This is a genomic window from Streptomyces sp. NPDC001507, from assembly GCF_042894765.1.
GTDB lineage: Bacteria > Actinomycetota > Actinomycetes > Streptomycetales > Streptomycetaceae > Streptomyces.
Genome location: NZ_JBIAVV010000008.1, coordinates 438,290 through 454,549 on the forward strand (window position 1 = coordinate 438,290; position 16,260 = coordinate 454,549).

A 16,260-nucleotide genomic window follows, 5' to 3' on the forward strand; every position below is an offset into this window, starting at 1 on the left:
TGAGAACCAGTTCCGGGACTTGCCATACTGGTTCAATCGTCAATACCGTCATACATCTCACCCGCATTCGGATCATCATCCAGCGGCTCCAGGGGAGGGCTCAGGACCGCGATGTTCCGGGGCGGGGCGCGGTAGGGGGGTGCCGTGCTCGGTGACCGCAATGACCACTTTGGTTTCTCCTGTGACCACTGTCGTTTCCGAGTCGTGCCGCGCGACCGGCTGCCGTTCTGCGGCAGACCGGGCAACTTTGCCAGCTCACCTGCGGATACGGAGATCCTTTTTCCGTGCCACGAGTGAGTAGAACCCCCCTTTCGAACCGGACACCAAAGCGGGCCGCCCATGGGGCGGGCGGTCCACCGGACGAGAGGGACAAGACTCGTGAGTTCTGTTCTGCGTCAGCCGACTTCGGGCCAAGATCCGTTCATGGCCACGGAATACCGGCCGATCTCATCGCACCTGGCGATCACACCGCCGGTGAGTGTGGTGATTCCCGCCATGAATGAGGCGGAGAATCTCCCCTACGTCTTCAAGACACTTCCCGCCTGGATACACGAAGTGGTCCTGGTGGACGGTAATTCCACCGACAACACCGTGCAAGTGGCGCGGGAGTTGTGGCCTGACGTGAAAGTCGTCGAACAGAGTGGCAAGGGCAAGGGAGATGCCCTCATCACCGGGTTCGAGGCGTGCACCGGCGACATCATCGTCATGGTGGACGCCGACGGCTCGGCCGACGGTCACGAGATCGTGTCGTACGTCTCCGCCCTGGTCTCGGGCGCCGACTTCGCCAAGGGCTCGCGCTTCGCCAACGGCGGCGGCACGGACGACATGACCTTCATCCGCAAGCTCGGCAACTGGGCGCTGTGCACGGTCGTCAACCGCAAGTTCGGCGCCCGCTACACGGACCTCTGCTACGGGTACAACGCCTTCTGGCGGCACTGCCTCGACAAGATCGACCTCGACTGCACCGGCTTCGAGATCGAGACCCTGATCAACATCCGGGTGGTCAAGGCGGGCCTGAAGGTGCAGGAGATCCCGAGCTACGAGTACCTCCGCATCCACGGCACCAGCAACCTGCGTGCCGTACGCGACGGGCTGCGCGTGCTCAAGGTGATCCTGAAGGAGCGCTCCAACCGGCGTGACCTGCGCCGGCAGGTGCGGCACTCCCCGATGCTCACCACGGGCCAGGGAGAGTCGTCTTGAGCGATCCCGACATCTCCGTCGTGATCTGCGTGTACACCGAGGACCGCTGGGAGGACATCCTCGCGGCGGTCTCCTCGGTGCGCGCCCAGTCGTATCCGGCGCTGGAGACCCTGCTGGTCGTCGACCACAACCCGGCGCTCCTGGAACGGCTCACGGAGGAGTACAAAGAGGCCACCGGAGTGCGGGTGCTCGCCAACGCGGGCCCCCGCGGCCTGTCCGCGGGCCGCAACACGGGCATCGCCGCCTCCTACGGCGAGGTCATCGCCTTCCTCGACGACGACGCCGTGGCCGAGCGGGACTGGCTGCGCCGCTTCGCCGAGGGGTACGCCGACCCCGAGGTGATGGCGGTCGGCGGCCGGACCCTGCCGATCTGGGCCTCGGGCCGCCGGCCCGACTGGTTCCCGGAGGAGTTCGACTGGGTGGTCGGCTGCACCTACCGGGGGCTGCCGGCGGGCCGCGTCCGGGTCCGGAACGTCCTCGGCGGAAACGCTTCTTTCCGGCGCACGGCCTTCGACGCGGCGGGCGGCTTCGCCACCGGCATCGGCCGCGACGGCGACAGGCGCCCGCTGGGCTGCGAGGAGACCGAGCTGTGCATCCGGCTCACCCGGGCCCGCCCGGACGCCGTGCTGCTCATCGACGACCGCGCGGTGATCCACCACCGGGTCCCGGAAGTCCGCGAGCACTTCGGGTACTTCCGCACCCGCGCCTACGCCGAGGGCCTCTCCAAGGCCCTGGTCGCCCGCAGCGTGGGCGCCGGCAAGGGCCTGGAGTCCGAACGCCGGTACACCACGCGGGTGCTGCCCGCGGGGGTCGCTCGTGGCCTGCGGGACGCGCTGCTGGCCCGGCCCGGCGGCGCCGGCCGGGCGGGCGCGATCGTCGCCGGGGTGCTCACGGCGGCGGGCGGCTACGTGGTGGGGAGCGTGCGGGCCCGGCGGGGCGGCGCGACCTTCGCCGTCGCCCGGATCGAGGAGGGCTCCCATGGCTGAGGCCCCGGTCCCGATCCTCATGTACCACTCGGTCGCGACCGCACCCAACGACGCCACCCGCGCGCTGTCGGTGGCGCCGGAGGCGTTCGCCGAGCAGATGGCACTCGTCGGCGACCTGGGCCTCACGCCCATCGACACGGCGGATCTGGCGGCGGGCTGGCGCGACGGCGGCCCGCTCCCCGACCGTCCCGTCCTCATCACCTTCGACGACGGCTACGAGGGCGTCCACCGGCACGCCCTGCCCGTGCTCGCCAAGCACGGCTTCGTGTCCACGCTGTTCGTCTCGACGGGCTGGATCAGGGGCGCGTACGACACCGGAGGCGGCCTCGACGCCATGCTCGACTGGGACCAGGTACGCGAACTCGCGGGCACCGGCTGCGAGATCGGCGGGCACAGTCACACCCACCCGCAGCTCGACCAGCTGGAAGACGACCGGCTGCGCACCGAACTGGTGCGCAGCCGGGAGATCGTCACGGACGAACTCGGCGCGCCTCCGGCCTCGTTCGCCTACCCGTACGGCTACTCCAGCCGCCGGGTCCGGCAGGCCGTGCGGGCGGCCGGGTACACCCAGGCGCTCGCCGTCGGCAACGGTCTCGCCCGCCGCCGTCAGGGTCCGTTCGCGCTGCAGCGCGTCACCGTGCGCCGCAGTACGGACGCCGCGGAGTTCGTACGGCTGCTCGAAGGCCGTTCGATCGCCCGCAACTTCGCCAGGGACCGTGCCCTCACCAAGGGGTACGCCGTTCTCCGCAGAGCACGCCAGGTCCGCCGGAAGGCCATTCGTTCCCGTGTCTGACACGACCACCACAACAGAGGCCGGCACACCCGACACAGCGGCGCCCGAGCAGTCGGGGCGCCGCCTTCGCCTGCCCGGCCGGGGCGGCTCGTCCGGAGCCAGTCCGCTCTTCAGGAACGCCTACGCGCTGATGCTGAACACCGGCATCTCGGCGGTCCTGGGCCTGGGGTTCTGGCTGGCCGCGGCCCGCTACTACTCCGAGTCGGCCGTCGGCCAGGGCTCCGCCGCCATCGCCGCCATGAAACTCCTCGCGGGGCTCACCGCGGTGACCCTGACCGGCGCCCTGGCCCGCTTCATCCCGGTCGCCGGACGCCAGACCGGCACGCTCATCTTCCGTACCTACGCGGGCAGTTCGCTGATCGTGGCGCTGGCCGCCGGTGTCTTCCTGATGACGCTGGGCGTCTGGGGACCGTCGTACCGCTTCCTGCACGGGCCGCTGCCCGGGTTCGGGTTCGTCGTGGCGGTGATCGCCTGGAACCTGCTCACGCTCCAGGACGGGGTGCTGACCGGGCTGCGCAACGCGCCCTGGGTACCGGTGGGCAACACCGTGTTCTCGGCCGTCAAGCTGGCCCTGCTCGTCGCGTTCGCGGCGGCGATCCCGGTGGCCGGTGTCTTCGTCTCCTGGGTCGCCGCGATCGCCACCTCGTTCGTGCCGCTGGGCTGGCTGGTGTTCCGGCGTCTGGTGCCCCGGCACGTCGAGGCGACCGCGGACCACGCGAAGCCGCCCACGCTCGGGGAGATCGGCCGGTTCCTGGCCGGTGACTACACCGGCTCGCTGTTCTCCCTCGCCGTGGTCTACCTGGTGCCGGTCATCATCGCCTCGCAGGTCAGCTCCGAGGACAACGCGTACTTCTACATCACCACCACCATCGGCGGCACCACCAACCTGCTCGCCATCAACATGGGCGCCTCGCTGACCGTCGAGGGCTCGCACGACCCGGCCCGGCTGGCCGGCAACGCGCGGGCCGCGCTGAAGCGGATGGCCCGGATCATGATCCCCATCTGCGCGCTGCTGTTCTTCGGGGCGCCCTGGATCCTCGGCGTGTTCGGGCCCGGCTACGCGGACGCGGCGACCCCGCTGCTGCGCTGGTTCGCGGTCGGGGCACTGCTCCGGGTCGTGATGGAGACGTACTTCGCGGTGCTGCGCGCGCAGAGCCGTACCGCGGGCCTGGCCTGGCTGCAGGGGCTGTTGTGCGTGCTGGTCCTCGGCCTGACCCTGCTGCTCCTGCCCCGGATGGGGCTGACCGGCGCGGGCGTGGCCGAGATCTCCAGCCTCGCGGTGATCGTGGCGATCGCGGCGCCCCGGCTGTGGCGGACGCTGCGGGCCGCACCGGCCGAGGTCCCCGCGGACGCCGCGCCGGACGGGGACCTCGCCGACCTGGGGGCGCTCTCCCCCTCTCGGCTTCGCTCGGGCGGGGGGACCCCCATGGCGCCGTCCGCCGCCCCGCGCAGGCGGGGTCCGGCCTGGGCGCTGGACACCGACACCCTCGCCCTCGGCATCCATGTGGACTTCGACCATGTGGAGCGACGGCCGGACGTCCGGCCGGGGCCGGGAACTCCGCCCACGGGTACGCCCGTTGTCCGGCCGGACGACCGGCCGACGTGGGCACTGCGGCCGCCGCGGAACCTGGGGCTGCCGGTGGAGGAGAGGGAGCCGCACGCGGAGTCCTCGCTGGGGCCCGCCGAGGCCTCGCTGCTCAGGGAGGCGGAGGTCGACGCGCCGTTCGGGAAGGCTGCCGTACCGAAGAAGCCGGAGGAGCCGGACGGGCCCGACGAGGTTCCGGAGGGGCCCGGGTCCGCGTCGGCGCGCTCGCTGCGGGAGCGGCTGACGCCCACCCGCACGGGCGTCCTCCTCGGCTGTCTGCTGGCCGCCGCCCTGCTGCTCTACTGGGTGCCGGCGGCCCGGCTCGACGACGCCGACCTGAACCGGATGGGCGGGCTCGGGCTGATCTCGGTGCTGCCGCTGCCGACGCTGGCCGGGGCGGCGCTGCTGGTCACGGTGTTCGCCGCGCTGCTGTGGCTGCGCCGGGAGCACAAGGCGCTGCTCCTGGTCACGGTGCTGGCGACGGTCGTGTCGCTGCACGCGCTGCCCGCCGTGATCGAGACGGAGCCGCGCTTCCCGACCGCCTGGCAGCACCTCGGGTTCATCGACTACATCGACCGGACCGGCTCGGCCGTGCCCGACCTGGACGCCCGCTGGAGCTGGCCCGGCTTCTTCGCGGCGGCCGCGTTCCTCGGCCGGGCGTGCGGGGTCACGGACTTCACCGAGGTCATCCGCTGGTGGCCGACGTTCATCCAGCTCGCCTACCTGGCCCCGATGTTCCTGCTCGTGCGGTCGCTGCGGGCGAGCTGGCGGGCGAAGTGGACGGGTATCTGGATCTTCGTGCTGTGCGGCTGGGTCGGCCAGGACTACTTCTCCCCGCAGGGCTTCACCTATCTGCTCTACCTGATGTTCGTGGCGATCCTGCTCGTCTGGTTCCGTGCCCCGCACGTCGTCTGGGCCAGGTTCCGGCCGGGCGAGGCGGAGGTCGAGCCGACGAACCGCCGTCAGCAGGCCGTGCTGCTCATGGTGCTGGTCGGGCTGTACGCGGCGACGGTGCCGGCGCACCAGCTCACCCCGTTCGTGATGCTGGGCGTGCTGGCGGTCCTGGTGCTGATCGGCCGGTCCGAACTGCGTGGGCTGCCGCTGCTGTTCGGGGTGGTCGCGGCCGTCTGGCTGGGCTTCATGGCCGAGCCGTACTGGTCGGGACACTTCAACGAGCTGTTCGGCGGGGTCGGCGGGGTCGGCAGCAATGTCTCCACCTCGGTCTCCGGCCGTATCCAGGGCGGCAGTTCGACGCACAAGCTGGTCCTGTACGTCCGGGTCCTGCTGGCCGGGAGCATGATGGCGTTCGCCGTCTGGGGCTGGTGGCGCCGCCGCTTCCACCGGTACCGCGAGCGTTCCCTGCTGGTCCTGACCTTCGTCCCGTTCCTGGGCTTCGGCATGCAGTCGTACGGCGGCGAGATGGCGCTGCGCGTCTTCATGTTCGCCGTGCCGGGCGCGGCCCTGCTGGCCGGGCTCGCCCTGTTCCCGCGCACCGGGGCCACGGCGAAGGAGCGCGAGAAGGACCGGATCAGCCTGGCGCCGGTGGCCGCGCTGCTGGCCGGGCTGCTGCTCATGGGCGGTTTCCTGGTGGCCCGTTGGGGCAACGAGTCCTTCGAGCGGGTCCGGCCCGGCGAGGTCGCCGCCATGGACTACGTGTACGCCCACGACAGGCCGACGGTGCGGCTGCTGTGGCTGAGCAACGACACCGTCAACGACGTCACCCCGGCGATCCCCTGGGGCGCGAAGGACATGGAGCGGGTCGACTACGTGCCGACGCTCGCCCCGACCGACCCGGTGCTGGTGTCGAGCCTGGTCAAGGGGCTCAAGGACGCCGGTCCGAACTCGTATCTGATGATCAACCGGAGCCAGGTCACCTATCTCCGGATGGACGCCGGCTACTCGGCGACCTGGGAGAGCCGGCTGCTCCAGAACCTGGACGACCGGCAGGACCTGACGAAGGTCCTGGTCAACGACGACGTGACCATGTACGCGCTGCGGACGCGGCCCGCGGGCGCGGTGGCGAAGCCGGATCCGGGGCCGATCGGGCCGCGGATCACCTGGACGCCGTGGTCGGTCATCGGCGGTCTGGCCGCTCTCGCGCTGGTCCTGCTGCTGACGGCACGCGAGGTGGTCCGGGTCGCGGTCCGGCCCGGGGTGCGTCAACTGCGCTGGCTGCAGGGCAGCTTCTGGTTCTCGCTGCCCCTGCTGGCGGTGGTGCTGGCCTCGTTGGCGCAGCGGTTCCTGACGCTCAAGTAGGAGGCCGGCCGAAGTGGCTCACCCGGTTCACCGGGTGAGCCACTTCACCTCGTAGGCCTTCATGTCGAACCGCTTGCCGTCCACCTGGGCACTGATCGCCCGGCCGAGGGTGTTGACCACCAGGACCGTCCTGTCGCTGGCGAGGACGCGCACGTTGGGCACGTCGTCCCGGGCGACGGAGACCGTCTCGTACCTCGTCCCCGGCGGGAACGCCTTCCCGAACCGCGACACCAGGTCGTACATGGGCAGGGCCCGCCCGCCGTCCCCGCCGTCGGTCGTGGACCACAGGCAGCCGGCGCAGTCGCCGCCCTTCCCGTCCTCCGGGTTCCAGTAGAAGCCGGAGTCGGCGCCGCCCCTGACCAGGGCGATCATGCCGGTGGCCTGGACGGCGACCCGGTGTTCCTCGGTCCAGCCGTCGCGTCGGTCCTGGCCGTCGGCGGGCTCCACGTAGTACTCGGCCCACCACAGCGGCAGGTCGTGCGTCCGACCGCGCACCCACTCGCTGACGTAGGTCAGCTTCTCCGTGGCGGCGAACTCGTCCGGCAGCATGTCGTCGTCGTTGGTGTAGCTGGATCCGTCGACGACCACGAAGTCGGCGCCCGCCTTGTGGGTGTTCCAGTAGTCGAAGGCGTCGACGACCCGCTGGTCCATGACGCCCCAGTCACCCTTGAGGGTGGCCGAGGCGTTCTCGGTCTGACGCGGGTCGAAGCTGTCCATGACGAGGTAGGGCCCGCCGACCATGATGTCCTTGTCGACGGCCTTCAACGCCTTGTAGACGAGGTTGTAGAGCTCGGTGTAGCCCTCGTAGTCCCAGCGGCCCTTCGCGTTGTTCCAGAAGCCCTTGAACTCGTTCCAGACGATGAAGTGCCGTACGTCCGGGTAGCGCCTGGCGACGGTCGCGGCGAGGTCGGCGTAGTCCTGGTAGTGGTCGGGGGTGGGTGCGGTCTCCAGGGCGGCCTGGCTCCAGTCGGTGTTGTCCACCCCGGCCCTGCCGCCCTTCATCCAGTCCGGGGAACAGCACAGGGTGATCACCGGGGTGGCGCCCGACCTGCGCATGAAGTCGACGCGCCGGTCCAGTGCCCCGAAGTCGTAACGCCCCTTCACCGGTTCGGGGTTGTCGGCGCCCCAGCCCATGATCGCCTGGTCCTGCGGCATCCCGGCGTCCTGGGCGAGCCGGTCCTCGACCCGCCCGGTGGCGGTCGCACTGCCCTCGTCGGCGCTGTACTGGGTGTGCGTGAAGCCCCAGCCCACGGACGGCCCGGTGGTGCCCGCCGGGGTGGCGGGGGTGCCGTGCACCTTGTCGCCGTCGCGGGTCGTGCCCGCGGTGTCGGCGCCTGCCCCGGGAAGTGTGCTGACCAGTGTCACGATCAGGGCGAGCGCGGCCACACCCACCCCGAGCAGGGCGGTGAGCCGCCACCGCCGAGCCCCCGAATTCCACCCATGACGTCCCATCAAGGACGACTCTATCGACGGAAATCGCTCCCGGGGGCAGGTATCGGGGATCGCCCGCCGGGCACTGGGGCGCGGGCGTTCGGGGGCCGTGCGCGTGACCTCTTCGGGATACTCCGGAAGCTCGGTACGCATCCGACACTCCTCTCCCACTTCGGAAAACGGGTGCGCCGCGGGCCACGGTGACAGATCATGGCGGCATGTCTGCCAAGCCGCACGAGACGCTGCCGATCCGGCTCAACGTCGACGACTCCGACTCCCCGTCCGACGTCGTCGACGCGCTGTTCCTCGGCCGCTTCGCGACGGGCGAGCAGCCGTACTCGCACGCGGCCAACATCGACCGGGTGCGGTCCGGGGCGACCCTGCTGCCGAAGGAGGCGCGGGTGCTTCGGGTGGCGCGCGACGACGACCGCAGCGCGACGCTCGCGGAGGGCGAGGGCTGGACCCTGCTCGTCTCCCGCTGGAACCGGGGCGCCGACGTCACCGTCACCGCCACCACCGCCGAACTGGCCGCCAAGGTGCTCAACGAGGCAACGGACGGCGCGGCCGACGAGCCGGAACCGCAGCCGGAGAACGTGACGATGGGCTTCTGGTACGTCTCTCCGCGCCGTGGCCCGCACCGCACCACGCGGCAGATCTCCGCGGGCACCTGGGACGAGGTCCGCGCCAACTACACGGCGCCGGTCGCGGACGCGATGGACCGCCTGATGAAGACGACACCGGAGGACATCGCGGGCCGCCTCCTGCTGCTGCACGGGCCGCCGGGCACCGGCAAGACCTCCGCGCTGCGCACCCTCGCCCGGTCCTGGCGGGACTGGTGCCAGGTGGACTGCGTCCTCGACCCGGAGCGGCTCTTCTCCGACGTCGGCTATCTGATGGACATCGCGATCGGCGAGGAGGACGGCGCCGGCAAGGGCCGCTGGCGGCTCCTGCTCCTCGAGGACTGCGACGAACTGATCCGCGGCGAGGCCAAGCACACGGCCGGGCAGGCGCTGTCCCGCCTGCTCAACCTCACCGACGGCCTGCTCGGGCAGGGCCGCAACGTCCTGGTCGGCGTGACCACCAATGAGGACCTGGAGCGGCTGCACCCCGCGGTGGTGCGCCCCGGCCGCTGCCTGGCCCGGATCGAGGTGGGCGCCCTGACCCACGGCGAGGCGGTGAACTGGCTCGGTACGGAGGAGGGGGTGGGCCGGGACGGGGCGACCCTGGCGGAGCTGTACGCACTGCGCCGGGGCACGGCGCCGACGTCGGTACCGGGGGCGCGGGAGGGCGCGGACGCGGGCCTGTACCTCTAGCCGGTGCTTTGATGGAGGTATGCCCTTCTTCATCGGAACGTCGGGCTGGCAGTACCGGGACTGGCGGGGCGTCCTGTACCCGGCCGACGTGCCCGTGCGCTCGTGGCTGGAGGAGTACGCGGGGCACTTCACGACCGTCGAGCTGAACAACGCGTTCTACCGCCTCCCGACCCGCGAGAACTTCGAGTCCTGGCGGGACCGGGTCCCGCCGGACTTCGTGATCGCGGTCAAGGCGAGCCGCTATCTCACGCACATCAAACGCCTCAAGGAGCCGCAGGAGCCGGTCGACCGGCTGATGACCCACGCGGCGGGCCTCGGCGACCGGCTGGGCCCGGTCCTCCTCCAGCTCCCGCCGACGCTCAGGGCGGACCCGGCGCTGCTGGACGCCTGCCTGGCCTGTTTCCCCCGCGGGGTCCGCGTCGCGGTCGAACCCCGGCACGACTCCTGGTGGACGCCGGAGACCCGCGAGGTCCTGGGGTCCCGGGGGGCGGCCCTGTGCTGGGCCGACATCCAGGCCCACCCCGTGACCCCGCTCTGGCGCACCGCCGACTGGGCCTACGTCCGCTTCCACGAGGGCCGGGCCACCCCCTGGCCGCGCTACGGCCGCCGCTCCCTGGAGACGTGGGTCGACCGCATCGCCACGGCGTACCCCGAGAAGGCCGACGTCTACACGTACTTCAACAACGACCCGGGCGGGGCGGCGGTCCGGGACGCGGTGGCCTTCGGGAGGGCGGCGGAACGGGCGGGACTGACGGTGACGAGGACGCCGGAGCTGAGCACCGGCAGGTGACGCCGTGGTCGCCGTGTCGGGCCGAGCGGAGTACGGCACCGCCGGACGCCGCCGTCGTGGCTGGTCGCCACCGCGGCGGAAGGGGTTGAAGCCCGCCGTCGTCCGCCGTTCCCACTGGGCCCTCTTCTCCCACCGGCTCTTCCCCCACCGGCCCTCTTCTGCCCGCCGCAACGGCGATCCGCCAGTACGGCGGAATCCGGCGGTGCCGGGCTGCCCTCAGCCCCCGTACGGCTCCCCTCAACCCTCGCCGTACGCCGCCCGCAGCGCATCCCGCACCGCGGCCAGCGCCTCCTCCTCGGCCAGCCCCAGCCGCCGCGCCCGCTCGGCGTAGGCCTGGGCGGCCAGCGACGCCTCGCGCTCGGCGGCCGAGCCCGCCGCGGCGACGAACGTGCCGTTGCGCCCCCGGGTCTCGATCACCCCGTCGGTCTCCAGGGCCCGGTACGCCTTGGCCACCGTGTTCACCGCCAGGCCCAGCGACTCGGCCAGCCCCCGCACCGTCGGCAGCCGGTACCCCACCGGCAGCACCCCGCCCCGAGCCTGCTCGGAGATCTGCGCCCGCACCTGCTCGTACGGTGGCGCGCCGTCATCGATGTGGATCTTCAAGGTCACGGCCCGATTCTCCCGTACCCGCCGGAAAATGAGAGGCATTCCGCACACGTCCCGCATAGCGTGCGCCCCATGACAGTGATCGTGCGTGACCTGCGCCCCGAGGTCCGGTCCGACACCGAGGGCTTCGCCCGGGTCCGGCAGCTCGCCCTCCCCTTCATGCTGTTCACCCCGGAGTCCCTGGTCCACGACCTCACGCACACCCACCCCGACGCCCGCTTCCGCCAGCTGGTCGCGGAGGAGGACGGCGAGGTCGTCGGCACCGCCCAGGTCGGCCTCGCCCACGAGAGCACGGAGCCGGGCCAGGGCTTCGCCAACGTGTACGTGCATCCGGAGCGCACCGGCCGGGGCGCCGGCACCCTCCTGGCCCGTACGGCGGAGGCGCACCTGTCGGCCGTCGGCGCGCGCACCTCGTACGCCTGGGTGCTGGACGCCCCGTCCAACCGCGCCTTCGCCGAGCGCCGCGGCTACACCGCGAGCCGCTCCGCCCACTTCCTCCGGCTCGACCTCGCGCACGGCGCGCTCCCCCCGCTGCGGACTCCCCCGCCCGGTGTGGAGCTGCGCACCGGTGACGACTTCGCCGACGACCCGCGCCCGCTCTTCGCCCTCGACGCGGAGACGACGCGGGACGAACCGAGTGACATCGACACGGAGTTCGCCGACTACCGGGCCTGGCTGGACGGGACCTGGCGGCACCCGCTGTTCAGCCGCGAGCTGACCTCGGTGGTCCTGGTCGACGGCCGCCCCGCCGCCTTCAGCGCGGCCCGCACCGACGGCGGCACCCGGTACGGCACCGTCATGACCGGCACGGCCCGCGCCTTCCGCGGCCGGGGACTGGCCAAGCTCGCCAAGAACGACTCGCTGCACCGTGCCCGCGCCGCCGGCTTCACGCAGGCGTTCACGGGCAACGACAGCGGCAACGGCCCGATGCTCGCGGTCAACAAGTGGTTCGGGTACGACATCTGCGCGACGGAGGTCAGATATGTCCGCGAACTCGGCTGAGCCGGCCGGCACGGTGGACGTCGTGCTGGTCAAGGCGGGCCGCACGAAGATCCGTTACCCCGCCGAGCTGCTGAACGACGACGGTACCCGGATCTCCGTGCGCGCCCCCTGGGCCGGCGACACGCCACGCGACTTCGGCTTCGTCCGCTTCGAACAGGGCGATGTCTTCACCGAGTTCTACTGGCGGGACCGCTGGTACGCGGTGAAGGAGGTGCGCGCCGCCGACGGCATGCTCAAGGGCTGGTACTGCGACGTCACCCGGCCGGCGACGCTCAGCGGCGGCCGGCTGGTCGTCGAGGACCTCGACCTGGACCTGTGGCGCTCCGCCGACGGTACGGACGTACGCCGCCTGGACGAAGACGAGTTCGCCGAGAGCGGGCTGGCGGCGCGGGATCCGCAGGCCGCGGCGGCGGCCGTGGCCGCGCTCGACTCGCTGGAGGCCCTGGCCCGGGAACCGGATTTCGCCGCCCTGCTGGCCGAAGCCCCCTGACACCCCTCACACCGTCGCCACCACCGCGTACCGCTCGTCGTCCACCTCCTTCCCCCACAGCGCCGCCACCGCGGACAGCGGCTCCACGCGCACGTCCGCGGCGAGCGGCGCGAGGAGGGCGGTGAGCCGGCCGGCGGGTATGCCGACCGGGGTCACGGTCCCCCACACCCCCTCCACCAGCACGAACCGTCCCCCGGGCCGCAGCAGGCCCCGCCAGTGCCGCAGCACGCGCGCGGGGTCGGGCAGCGCCCACAGCACATGCCGGACGAGCACGACGTCGAAGAGCCGCTCGCCCACCGGCGGTGCCGCCGCGTCGCCGAGCAGGAACACCGCGTCACGGCCGGCCAGCTTGGCGCGGGCCCGCTCCACCATCGCCGGGGAGCTGTCGGCCCCGGTGACCCGGTGGCCCTGCTCGGCGGCGAGGAGGGACAGGCTGCCGGTGCCGCAGCCGAGGTCGAGGACGTCGGCGGGGGGCTCGGGCAGCCACGCCCGCAGCCGCGCCGCCCAGGCCGCGCGGACCTCGGGCACGCCGAGGCCGTGATCCGGCTCCTCGTCGAACCGTGCCGCCTCGGCATCCCAGTCGACACTCACCGCAACCGTCCGATCAATTTCATTCCTCATGCCCCCAGCGTGACACCCACCACTGACACTCGTGTGACAGCGACCACTGACAGACCGCCACCGATGAGCAACTCTCGCCAAAAGCGTCTATCTCCGTGACAACGCGGAACCCGGTAGGCACTGAAGGAGGCAGCCATGCGCCGCACTACCGTGCAGAAGCCCCTGAAGAGGACGGACAGCCGCCGGCTCCGCGAGGAGGCCGACGAGCGCCCCGCCGGACGCCCGGAGGTGCGGAAGGACATCGCACGCACCTGGTGGCCGGACGGCTGACCGTGCGCCCATGCGCGCCCTTCAGTCCAGCCGCTTGCGGTAGTGGATGCGGTCGTACGGCCCGTCCACCCGCCGCTCGACGACTTCGTACCCGTGCTTCGGGTAGATCTCCTGGTTCTCCCACATCAGCGCGTTCGTGTAGAGCCTGACCTCGGGCAGGCCGAGCGCACGCGCGCGTGCGTCCACGAACTCCAGCAGTCGCCGTCCCACTCCGGTCCCACGCGCGTCGGGGTGGACGGCGATGCTGTCGAGGAACAGGTGGTCGTCGTGGGCCTCGATGACGACGAGCCCGATCACCGGCTCCCCGACGACGAACACCCGGCCCGCGGCCACATTCGCCATGTGGTCCGCTTCCATGGGCTGCGGCACCACTCCGATCCGCGCGATGTAGTGGTGGTACGCCCTGTCGGTCACGGCCTTCACGGCCGGTACGTCGGCCGGCCGGGCGGGCCGGATCTCGTCGTTCGTCATGGCGTGAACGCTAGCTACCTCAGCGCAGTCCGAACACTCCCTTAAGGCGACCATAAGGATCTCCGTCGCCCGCTCCCAGCAGGCGATTTCTCGGTTTCCTGGGGCTAGCTTTCTGATCGCCCCCACGGGATCCGGCCCGGCCGAGCCCGCCCCGAGGACCGCTCCGAGGAGTCCCCGCATGCCCGCAACACGCCGTCAGGCCGCCGTCGCCGTCGCGCTCGGCGTGGGTGCGGTCACGGACGTGGACCTCGGCGGCGGTGACAACGCTCACACCGGTACGGCCGCGACCGACGGCGACGGCTCCACGCCGTACCTGGCGATCGGCGGGGCGGCCGCACTGGCCCTGGGCTCCAGCGCGCTCTTCCTGTCGGTGCGGCGGCGGGCGCCGCGGCGTTGACGCCTCATGGTTCCGGGGCCTGACCGGCGGCTCAGGCCGGACAGGCCCCGGCGGCGTTCAGTTGGGCGGCGGCTCAGCTGAACGCCGACGCACAGCTGGTGGCGGTGGCGTGTGCCGGGTCGAGCGCGTTGGCCACCTCGTGGAAGGCGATCCGGTCGAAGAGCCCGATCGCCACGTGCTCGGAGAGGTCGAGCGAGCAGAGGTCCTGGAGCGCGACGTTGTGGACGTCGGAGCCGCTCAGGTACTGGCTCTGCCAGGGTGTGGCCACCTCGTCGTACTTGGTGGCGATGACCGTGTAGTGCACTCCGGGGACGGTGTCGCCGCCCGCGTTGAGCTTGGTGAGGAAGGCGGAGCCGGGGATCTGGTCGGCGAGGCCGGGGGTGGTGGCCTTGATCAGGTCCGAGGCGCCGGGGAAGTACGGCAGCAGGTTGGTGAGGCCGCTGAGGGTGGCGCCGTGGTTGTCGGGGGCGAGGCCGACGAGGGCGTTCACCTTGTCGGAGCCGCCGAGGAACTTCAGGTAGTAGCGGGGCATCATGCCGCCCTGGGAGTGTCCGACGAGGTCGGCCTTGGCGGCGCCGGTCGCGGCGAGCACTTTGTCTACGAAGGCGGAGAGCTGCTCTGCCGACTGGCCGATGGGGCCGAGGCCGTAGAAGACGGGGACGCCGGACAGCTGGCCGTAGTCGAGGGAGAAGACGCAGTAGCCGCGGTCCTCCAGGTACGGGGCGAGGGAGAGCCAGTTGTCGACGGAGTTGCCGAGGGTGCCGTGGACCAGGATCACCGGGCGGGGGTGGGCGGCGGAGGGGCGGCAGGAGTAGTCGTTCCAGCCGGTGGTGGGGGCACTGGAGGCGTGGGCGGTGGCGGCGGGAACGGTGGCGACGGCGGCGGCGAGGAGCAGCGCGGTCAGGGGTCTGAGCACTCGTTTCCAGGGCAGCATCGGGTGATCTCCTTGCGGCTCAAGGGAGTTACGACGGCCTTACGCCCTGTGATCCGGATCACGAAGGATGCTGTTCACTCATCAAGTTACGGACGAGTAGTGCAAGCGTGAAGTTACGCGTCGGTAAAACTTCCGAGTAACCGGTCGCGCGCAACCCGCCTGATGGGGTGTCACCAGCTGGGCCTGAGGGGACCATAGGGCGCGATACGCGCCAAACAGTCCCACAACACGCGCACTCCACCCTCCCCCAGCACGTCGCCCCAGCCCCGGACGACCTCCGCGGCCGCCTCCTCCGCGGCCCGCGTGCACGCCCACCCCCGCTCGGTGAGCACGATCAGCCGCGCCCGCGCGTCCCCGGGGTGCGGCCGGCGCTCGGCGTACCCCCTGCGCACGATGTCGTCGACAAGCTGACTCGCCGCCTGCTTGGTCACCCCGAGGTGCGCGGCGAGTTCGGTGACGGTGGCCCCGTCCGGGGCGAGCCGCGAGAAGGCGAAGCCGTGGGCGGGCCGCATCCCTTCGAAGCCACGCGCGACGACCCCGTCGTTGATGCGCTGGGTCAGCTCACCGGCTGCGGCGAGCAGGGCTGCGGACAGGGCCATGGCCTCGGAGTTCTGCACGGGGGAATTGAAACACCCTTGACAGACAGGTCAAGCAGCTTGACCATATAGTCAACCCACTTGACCATGTCGCCAGGAGGCACCCGTGCCCGTCGTCCGCTCCGCCGAGGCCACCACCCACGAGATCCACGGCGCCCGTTTCGTCTCGTACGCCACTCCCCGTACCGGCAGCAAGGAACTGTGCGCCTGGCGCGGGGAGATACCGGCCGGGACCAGGGCGCCCGCCCACACCGTCAACCGGGAGGAGATCCTCCACCTGCTGGTCGGCGAACTCCTGGTCACCGTCGACGGCCGCACCGACCGTGTCCGGGCCGGCGACACCGTCATCGTCAACCCCGGCGCCACTCTCGCCGTCGAGAACCCGACCGACCACACCGCGCTCACCTGGGTCACCACGTCCGTCGGCCTGGCGGCAGAACTGGCCGACGGCAGCCGTATCGTGCCGCCGTGGGCCAACTGACGTACCGGTGACCGACCTCAGCCCGGAGCCGCTGTCAG

Annotated in this window: 17 protein-coding genes; 11 read left to right on the forward strand and 6 right to left on the reverse strand. The window is 71.6% G+C overall.

Going from position 1 to position 16,260, the window contains the following annotated elements; genetic code table 11:
* The first annotated feature begins 378 nt into the window (after positions 1–378).
* From ACFY0K_RS27045 to ACFY0K_RS27060, 4 genes are read left to right on the forward strand one after another with little or no spacing between them, the layout of a single operon-like run.
* Entirely contained in the window at positions 379–1,200 is an 822-nt protein-coding gene (locus tag ACFY0K_RS27045) for a glycosyltransferase family 2 protein (RefSeq protein ID WP_390642009.1), read from the forward strand.
* Positions 1,197–2,186, forward strand: a complete 990-nt coding sequence (locus tag ACFY0K_RS27050) for a glycosyltransferase family 2 protein (RefSeq protein WP_390642010.1) — start codon at positions 1,197–1,199, stop codon at positions 2,184–2,186. The genes ACFY0K_RS27045 and ACFY0K_RS27050 overlap by 4 nt, the downstream gene beginning before the upstream one ends.
* On the forward strand, positions 2,179–2,979 hold the full coding sequence (locus ACFY0K_RS27055; protein ID WP_390642011.1) for a polysaccharide deacetylase family protein: 801 nt from the start codon (positions 2,179–2,181) through the stop codon (positions 2,977–2,979). Before ACFY0K_RS27050 ends, ACFY0K_RS27055 begins: the two co-directional genes overlap by 8 nt.
* On the forward strand, positions 2,972–6,820 hold the full coding sequence (locus tag ACFY0K_RS27060) for a lipopolysaccharide biosynthesis protein (RefSeq protein WP_390642012.1): 3,849 nt from the start codon (positions 2,972–2,974) through the stop codon (positions 6,818–6,820). The genes ACFY0K_RS27055 and ACFY0K_RS27060 overlap by 8 nt, the downstream gene beginning before the upstream one ends.
* Positions 6,821–6,847: 27 nt before the next feature.
* Here ACFY0K_RS27060 and ACFY0K_RS27065 read toward each other — a convergent pair whose 3' ends face one another.
* Positions 6,848–8,272: a xylan 1,4-beta-xylosidase gene (locus ACFY0K_RS27065; RefSeq protein ID WP_390642013.1), complete on the reverse strand. Its 1,425-nt coding sequence runs from the start codon at positions 8,270–8,272 to the stop codon at positions 6,848–6,850.
* A 197-nt stretch (positions 8,273–8,469) separates the two neighbouring features.
* Between ACFY0K_RS27065 and ACFY0K_RS27070 the strand changes: the two genes are divergently transcribed.
* Positions 8,470–9,564 carry a DUF5925 domain-containing protein gene (locus tag ACFY0K_RS27070; RefSeq protein WP_351962484.1) on the forward strand — a complete coding sequence of 365 codons (1,095 nt, stop codon included), beginning with the start codon at positions 8,470–8,472 and terminating at the stop codon, positions 9,562–9,564.
* 19 nt (positions 9,565–9,583) lie between these two features.
* On the forward strand, positions 9,584–10,354 hold the full coding sequence (locus ACFY0K_RS27075) for a DUF72 domain-containing protein (protein WP_390642014.1): 771 nt from the start codon (positions 9,584–9,586) through the stop codon (positions 10,352–10,354).
* A gap of 237 nt (positions 10,355–10,591) precedes the next feature.
* Here ACFY0K_RS27075 and ACFY0K_RS27080 read toward each other — a convergent pair whose 3' ends face one another.
* Complete coding sequence (locus ACFY0K_RS27080; RefSeq protein ID WP_390642015.1) at positions 10,592–10,963, reverse strand: GntR family transcriptional regulator; 372 nt, start codon at positions 10,961–10,963, stop codon at positions 10,592–10,594.
* 69 nt (positions 10,964–11,032) lie between these two features.
* Here ACFY0K_RS27080 and ACFY0K_RS27085 point away from each other — a divergent pair, with 69 nt between their 5' ends.
* A complete protein-coding gene (locus tag ACFY0K_RS27085; RefSeq protein ID WP_390642016.1) occupies positions 11,033–11,962 on the forward strand; it encodes a GNAT family N-acetyltransferase in 930 nt (309 codons plus the stop codon).
* Positions 11,943–12,452, forward strand: a complete 510-nt coding sequence (locus tag ACFY0K_RS27090; protein WP_390642017.1) for a DUF402 domain-containing protein — start codon at positions 11,943–11,945, stop codon at positions 12,450–12,452. The genes ACFY0K_RS27085 and ACFY0K_RS27090 overlap by 20 nt, the downstream gene beginning before the upstream one ends.
* A gap of 6 nt (positions 12,453–12,458) precedes the next feature.
* Here the strand turns inward: ACFY0K_RS27090 and ACFY0K_RS27095 are convergent, their stop codons facing one another.
* On the reverse strand, positions 12,459–13,073 hold the full coding sequence (locus ACFY0K_RS27095) for a class I SAM-dependent methyltransferase (protein WP_390642018.1): 615 nt from the start codon (positions 13,071–13,073) through the stop codon (positions 12,459–12,461).
* Between the two features lie 135 nt (positions 13,074–13,208).
* Between ACFY0K_RS27095 and ACFY0K_RS27100 the strand changes: the two genes are divergently transcribed.
* Positions 13,209–13,343, forward strand: coding sequence for a hypothetical protein (locus ACFY0K_RS27100; RefSeq protein WP_289918472.1), 135 nt, complete (start codon positions 13,209–13,211; stop codon positions 13,341–13,343).
* A gap of 21 nt (positions 13,344–13,364) precedes the next feature.
* Here the strand turns inward: ACFY0K_RS27100 and ACFY0K_RS27105 are convergent, their stop codons facing one another.
* Positions 13,365–13,814 carry a GNAT family N-acetyltransferase gene (locus tag ACFY0K_RS27105; RefSeq protein WP_390642019.1) on the reverse strand — a complete coding sequence of 150 codons (450 nt, stop codon included), beginning with the start codon at positions 13,812–13,814 and terminating at the stop codon, positions 13,365–13,367.
* Positions 13,815–13,992: 178 nt separating this feature from the next.
* Here ACFY0K_RS27105 and ACFY0K_RS27110 point away from each other — a divergent pair, with 178 nt between their 5' ends.
* Positions 13,993–14,211 carry a hypothetical protein gene (locus tag ACFY0K_RS27110; RefSeq protein WP_390642020.1) on the forward strand — a complete coding sequence of 73 codons (219 nt, stop codon included), beginning with the start codon at positions 13,993–13,995 and terminating at the stop codon, positions 14,209–14,211.
* A gap of 73 nt (positions 14,212–14,284) precedes the next feature.
* Here ACFY0K_RS27110 and ACFY0K_RS27115 read toward each other — a convergent pair whose 3' ends face one another.
* Positions 14,285–15,145, reverse strand: coding sequence for an esterase/lipase family protein (locus ACFY0K_RS27115; RefSeq protein WP_390642021.1), 861 nt, complete (start codon positions 15,143–15,145; stop codon positions 14,285–14,287).
* A 170-nt stretch (positions 15,146–15,315) separates the two neighbouring features.
* Positions 15,316–15,762 carry a MarR family winged helix-turn-helix transcriptional regulator gene (locus ACFY0K_RS27120; RefSeq protein ID WP_351962475.1) on the reverse strand — a complete coding sequence of 149 codons (447 nt, stop codon included), beginning with the start codon at positions 15,760–15,762 and terminating at the stop codon, positions 15,316–15,318.
* An 85-nt stretch (positions 15,763–15,847) separates the two neighbouring features.
* On the opposite strand from ACFY0K_RS27120, the gene ACFY0K_RS27125 reads away from it, so the two are divergent.
* Complete coding sequence (locus ACFY0K_RS27125) at positions 15,848–16,222, forward strand: cupin domain-containing protein (RefSeq protein ID WP_390642022.1); 375 nt, start codon at positions 15,848–15,850, stop codon at positions 16,220–16,222.
* Positions 16,223–16,260 lie beyond the last annotated feature (38 nt).

Coding starts and splice junctions, on each gene's coding strand:
- ACFY0K_RS27055 (WP_390642011.1), top strand. CDS start 2,179: ATGGCTGAGGCCCCGGTCCCGATCCTCATGTACCACTCGGTCGCGACC.
- ACFY0K_RS27065 (WP_390642013.1), bottom strand. CDS start 8,272: ATGGGACGTCATGGGTGGAATTCGGGGGCTCGGCGGTGGCGGCTCACC.
- ACFY0K_RS27070 (WP_351962484.1), top strand. CDS start 8,470: ATGTCTGCCAAGCCGCACGAGACGCTGCCGATCCGGCTCAACGTCGAC.
- ACFY0K_RS27075 (WP_390642014.1), top strand. CDS start 9,584: ATGCCCTTCTTCATCGGAACGTCGGGCTGGCAGTACCGGGACTGGCGG.
- ACFY0K_RS27085 (WP_390642016.1), top strand. CDS start 11,033: ATGACAGTGATCGTGCGTGACCTGCGCCCCGAGGTCCGGTCCGACACC.
- ACFY0K_RS27090 (WP_390642017.1), top strand. CDS start 11,943: ATGTCCGCGAACTCGGCTGAGCCGGCCGGCACGGTGGACGTCGTGCTG.
- ACFY0K_RS27095 (WP_390642018.1), bottom strand. CDS start 13,073: ATGAGGAATGAAATTGATCGGACGGTTGCGGTGAGTGTCGACTGGGAT.
- ACFY0K_RS27100 (WP_289918472.1), top strand. CDS start 13,209: ATGCGCCGCACTACCGTGCAGAAGCCCCTGAAGAGGACGGACAGCCGC.
- ACFY0K_RS27105 (WP_390642019.1), bottom strand. CDS start 13,814: ATGACGAACGACGAGATCCGGCCCGCCCGGCCGGCCGACGTACCGGCC.
- ACFY0K_RS27110 (WP_390642020.1), top strand. CDS start 13,993: ATGCCCGCAACACGCCGTCAGGCCGCCGTCGCCGTCGCGCTCGGCGTG.
- ACFY0K_RS27115 (WP_390642021.1), bottom strand. CDS start 15,145: ATGCTGCCCTGGAAACGAGTGCTCAGACCCCTGACCGCGCTGCTCCTC.